General features: G+C 35.8%; 3 protein-coding genes and 3 pseudogenes. All 6 read left to right on the top strand.

All coding sequences use genetic code 11. The features are described 5' to 3' along the window. Positions 1 to 515, top strand: a pseudogene (locus tag Q0191_RS06065) (multidrug ABC transporter ATP-binding protein); the annotation flags it as partial. Positions 516 to 671: 156 nt separating this feature from the next. After that, positions 672 to 1228: pseudogene (locus tag Q0191_RS10485) on the top strand (hypothetical protein). Between the two features lie 124 nt (positions 1229 to 1352). After that, positions 1353 to 2105: a hypothetical protein gene (locus Q0191_RS06050; protein WP_297664749.1), complete on the top strand. Its 753-nt coding sequence runs from the start codon at positions 1353 to 1355 to the stop codon at positions 2103 to 2105. A gap of 90 nt (positions 2106 to 2195) precedes the next feature. Continuing rightward, positions 2196 to 2867, top strand: a pseudogene (locus tag Q0191_RS06045) (hypothetical protein). 176 nt (positions 2868 to 3043) lie between these two features. After that, positions 3044 to 3949, top strand: coding sequence for a beta-carotene 15,15'-monooxygenase (locus Q0191_RS06040; RefSeq protein ID WP_297664754.1), 906 nt, complete (start codon positions 3044 to 3046; stop codon positions 3947 to 3949). A 69-nt stretch (positions 3950 to 4018) separates the two neighbouring features. Beyond that, positions 4019 to 4726, top strand: coding sequence for a hypothetical protein (locus Q0191_RS06035; protein ID WP_367170309.1), 708 nt, complete (start codon positions 4019 to 4021; stop codon positions 4724 to 4726). Positions 4727 to 4910 lie beyond the last annotated feature (184 nt).

The following is a 4910-nucleotide window of genomic DNA, read 5'->3' as shown; positions in this document are numbered from 1 at the left end:
ACAACAACTTCCTCATCCTAGACGAGCCGACCAACCACCTGGACATTGACAGCAAAGAAGTGCTGGAAAATGCCCTAATTGACTTTGATGGCACCCTGCTCTTCGTCAGCCACGACCGTTACTTTATCAATCGCGTGGCTACTCAGATCATCGAGCTTTCTGAGACAGGCTCTACCCTTTATCTGGGTGATTATGACTACTATCTGGAGAAAAAGGCAGAGCAGGAAGCCTTGCGTGAGGAGACGGAGCAGGCTAGTCCTGACAAGCCTGCTCCTGCCAATGATTATCAGCTTCAAAAGGAAAACCAGAAAGAACAGCGCCGTCTGGCCCGTCGCCTAGAACAACTGGAAGCGCAAATCGAGGACTTGGACAGCCAGATCAGTCAGCTTCAGGAAGCCATGCAGGCCACCAACGATGCTGGCGAACTCATGGAGAGCCAGCAGCAAATCGACCAGCTGACCGCTGCCCAAGAAGAAGCCATGCTAGAATGGGAAGAACTGGCGGAGAAGGTGTGAGAAGGAAAAGAGCCTGTGTAAGAATGCCTAGTTTCTGTGAGAAATGAGCTTCTTAGAGCTTACAGGAAAATTAAATTGATATTTAATGTGGTTCAGTTATCGTATTACTAAAGATTTTGTCGACTGAATCGTTTTATTTAAGAAAAATAGGAGAAAATGATGGATTTTGTAATAATTTTTATTGTCTTAATGCTAGCAATTTTTGCTTTCGTAGGTTGGATAGTTTATTGGGCGATTAGCCATTCCGCTAAAAAGAATAAAGTATACCAAGCCTTCGCTTCGAGCATGGCTATCAATTTGATAAAGCACAAGGTAACGATTATTACAGAGATTACTCTAAGCAAAAAACAAGTAATGACCTAACACTGAAACTTTTTCAGAATCCTTATGTAGCAAAATACGCTAATTTTACTCATTATCCATTTGGTCGTGGAAATATGGTAAAAGTTGCCTATGTAATTTCAGGTAACTACAATGATTCTCAATTTCGGGCTTTCACCTATCATTTTGAGAGGAATGCAATTGAGAAGACTGGTCCTGGTGGAGTGTTCAGTATTGTTATGATTCAGTGTCCTGATGAACCAAAAGGTCAGCTTTCAGAGCAAATCTTTTATGAAAATGGAATGCTCTGTGAATACCTTCGAGAAAACTTGAATGTAGAAGACCTTCATGATAGAATTGAAAAATTAGCCAATATTCCAAGTACAAAATAAGTTTGGGAATATGAAATAAGAATTTTTCTACAGTACAGATGTTGAATGAAAAAGTTGGTTAATTCAGTTTTTGGCACAGAGGTTTGCTGACAGAACTAGAATAAGGATTAGAAAAAGGAGAAATATGTTTTTTAGAAGACGTCGTTTTTATCTGAATCAATATTATGACAAAGCCATTTATTATGATCGTAAGACCCACGAAGTTTTAGAAGCTCCAAAGAGTAAACTATTAGATACAGAGAAATCAAGCAGAATGAATCGGCATATTCCTCTATTAGTTGTTTTCTTTATGTTTAGCGGTGGCGGACTTACTTCCTTCTTTAGTCTATTTTTACAAGGAACATATAGCATGACAACTTTTTGGAGTGTTATTCTTATCTGGATAGCAGAGTTTGCTTTTATCACTATCCTTGTAGAACGGGCTTTATACAGAAATATCAATATTGCTCAAGTGACTACTCAAAAGGTCTGCCTTTTTACTATTTGTAATTCAGAGGATTTAAAAGAAAAGAACTTGAGCGAAAAAGAGAAGCGCAATAATACTTTTTTATTTAATGCTTTGTTGTTTACTATTCCTGCAGTGGGTTTCTACTATATCTATGATTTTATTTTCCACTTCAACAGTTTTTTAGGGCAACAGATTGGAGGAGAGATTTTTAAGATAATGTTTGCAGGGCTTTTACTTGGAGTTGCTTTTGTTATATATAATCAGAATAATATTCCTAGTATTTTAGACATAACGGAGAAATTTGAATCTGGAAAACTGAGTGTAGTATGTAGAGATGACGACAATCCTGATGTATATTTAGAAGTGAGTGTCGGACCAGATAGAGCTATTGTGACAAAAGAGCTACATAATTATAAAGTTGGGGGTTAGCTGATTTGAAATTGAATAAAAGTCAGTGAAGCAGTAAAGATTATAAAGTTTTGTAAAAGAACTTCAATAAGCAATTAGAAAGAGGTTAGAATGTTTTTTCTTAGACGTCGTCGAGTATTTATTGGCGAGTGCGATGATCAGGCGGTCTATTATGACCAGCAGACTGGAGAGGCTTTAGCAGCTCCCAAAAGTTTTCTGCTCAATACGGAAGGTGCTTATAAGACCAATGCTTACATTCCTGAAATGGTTATTTTTCTGATGGCAGGTGGGCCAGGGGTTTTTGGATTCTTTTCAGCTATGTCCATTGGTGTCTATAACTGGACCAGTTTGACCTATATCCTACTATTTTGGTTGGCTGAATTTTTGCTTTTGGTTGCTATTTTTGAGCGAGGATTTTATAAAAATGTTCGCAAGGCTGTTCCGACAACAGAGAAGGTGTTTTACTATGCAGTGTCACATAATTTGATGGTAAGGGATGAACATTTTGACCCAGCTAAGGCATCTGCCACAGTCTACCGAATTGTTCGATGGATTCTTGTGCTTATGAATTTATATTCTATATATGTTATTTATAGTTACATCCGGTTATTTGGTCAGCCTATTGAGACTAACTCTGACTTTTAGGGGACTGGGATAATCTGGTGTACAATGATATTGCTTTATAACCAAAATAACCCAGTTCGTTTTGTGAAGATTATGAAGCTATACAGTCAAGGGAAAATCTTGTTTAAGAAAGAAACAGAGAGTGAAACGAGTAACTAGGTGTTAGGGGACACTCAAATCCCAAAAGGTGAGTGCTGTATCTTTAATGACGCGGGGAGTAGTTGTTGCGACAGTTGCTGTTTTGTTACAAAATTTGTTTCCTATCCTCAAATGGAAGATTCCCAAGAATATGAGGCTTTCTGACAGATAAAATTTGGAGATTAAAAATGGAAAAAATGGGAAAAATCAGTATTTTCGGTGCAGACTTTGAACGAAGTAAGAAAATCGTAACGAATGGAAAGTTTGCCTTAACAGCCGGTATGCCAAATCCTATTCATATGGGGATCATCAATCGCCTCTTTACAGTTATTATTGCTGGATTTTTCTTTTTTGGGATTCTAACTTATGGTGTTTTAATGGGGATGCCTGAGTTGATAGGTGCAGATAGTGATATTCATTATATTTCGGTTGAGGCAGGAATGTTAATTCATAACTTAAGTTCCTTTTTAAAGCCCTTCAATCTTAGTATTTATTTACTATTTCTTGTGGGGATGATTCCTGTTTTTTGGCCCAAGAAACGCTTGAGCAGTCAGTTGTGGACTTACTTTCCTTTTTATTTTTCAATGTCAATTTGTGCATTTATATCAGCTTTTTATTTTGCCAGTGCGGTAGCTTATGATGCTTATACATTGGTGGGTTTCTGGATTCAGCTTGTGTTAGGAATGGTTCTCTTTTTCTGGATTATTACTAATAGTATCCAGAATCTGAAAAGGAGACTGAACGATGAAGAAGAAAAGTCAATTCTTAAGAACGTGATGATGATTACAGTCGGAACGATGGTAGTTCTCTTTCCGGTATCACTTGTCTATCATCTAATGAATCAACTACCGGTCCTTTGGTATTTTTATATTTTTGGATTATTTTTGGAGGTTTGGTTTGTCATTGGCGCCTATTTTATAGCTTTTATGATGAATGTACATATTTTTCAAGCCTACTATATCCATAAGTATCCTATGGAATACAAAGAATATTTAGGAATCAGTGACCGAGAATGGTACAGCAAACGATATTATAAAAAGCTGGTTAAAAGTGGCCAGCTACAAGAAGAAACAACACAAGAGAATGGAGAAGAAAATGAGTAAAAAATTATTGCCTTTAGGGAGTGATGTAAATAAAGAACTAGATCGAAATATTAAGTATAAAAAGCTAATATGGAGCTGTCCATTGTGAAAAAGATAAGATTATTATTTGCTGTTGACAATGGTATGGGCACTAATTTAAAAGGAACAGGTTTAGCTGCAGAGTACTATCCTTTTTCAAGAGATATTGTTTGGAGAAAGCTCGATAAGGAAAGCATAGGGAATCACCAAAAGATAGCTAAGAAAATTAGCAGATTAACTTGGATGTCTTCGCCGCTTTTGATTGTACCGATTATGGCTTTTATCGCTGGTTATTCTGATAATCACATTGTTCCTCAAAAAGAGTTCGGCCTTTTTGGTTTTCTGTTACCGATACTTTTAGGAGTTTGGTTTTTTATACTTTTTGAGTTATGGATGGTTTCAATTAGAAATACTTATCCTTTGGTTGAAGCTCCAAATAGTAGTGACCAGAAAGAATATTTTGAAGTTATACACGATATAACTTTAAAACATAATGATGTTTGGAAACAGATAAAAACACCTTATCTTGCAAACATCTTAGTATTTTTGTTTATTGTCTTCGCAGTTATTCCTTTTGTTTATTGGTTTTATTTTATGCCAAGTACAATCATAGAGTTTATAATAAAATTAGTTGTGCTTGCTATATTACTTTCTTTGGTTCCAAATATTATATGGAATGGCATAGTTAAAACTGTTATAAATAATAAAATTATAAATGAATTAAATGATGAATTAGAAAATGAAAATAGGAAATTATAACCCCATGTTATCAATTCGTTCGATTATCATAAACCAGTTTAGAACTATATCAACCTGACTTGTTTTAATTGTTGGTATATAGAGAGGAAAGAAAAAAGGATGTTTTTTAGGAAAGTTATTTATATAGGGGAAAGTGATGGTCAGGCTATTTATGTAAATGTAGAAAAGCCAAGAGACCCCTTAG

The sequence above is a fragment of the uncultured Streptococcus sp. genome (assembly GCF_938036805.1).
In the GTDB taxonomy this organism is placed as follows: domain Bacteria; phylum Bacillota; class Bacilli; order Lactobacillales; family Streptococcaceae; genus Streptococcus.
Note: the sequence above shows the minus strand (reverse complement) of the source record. Positions and strands in the feature narration are given on the sequence as shown.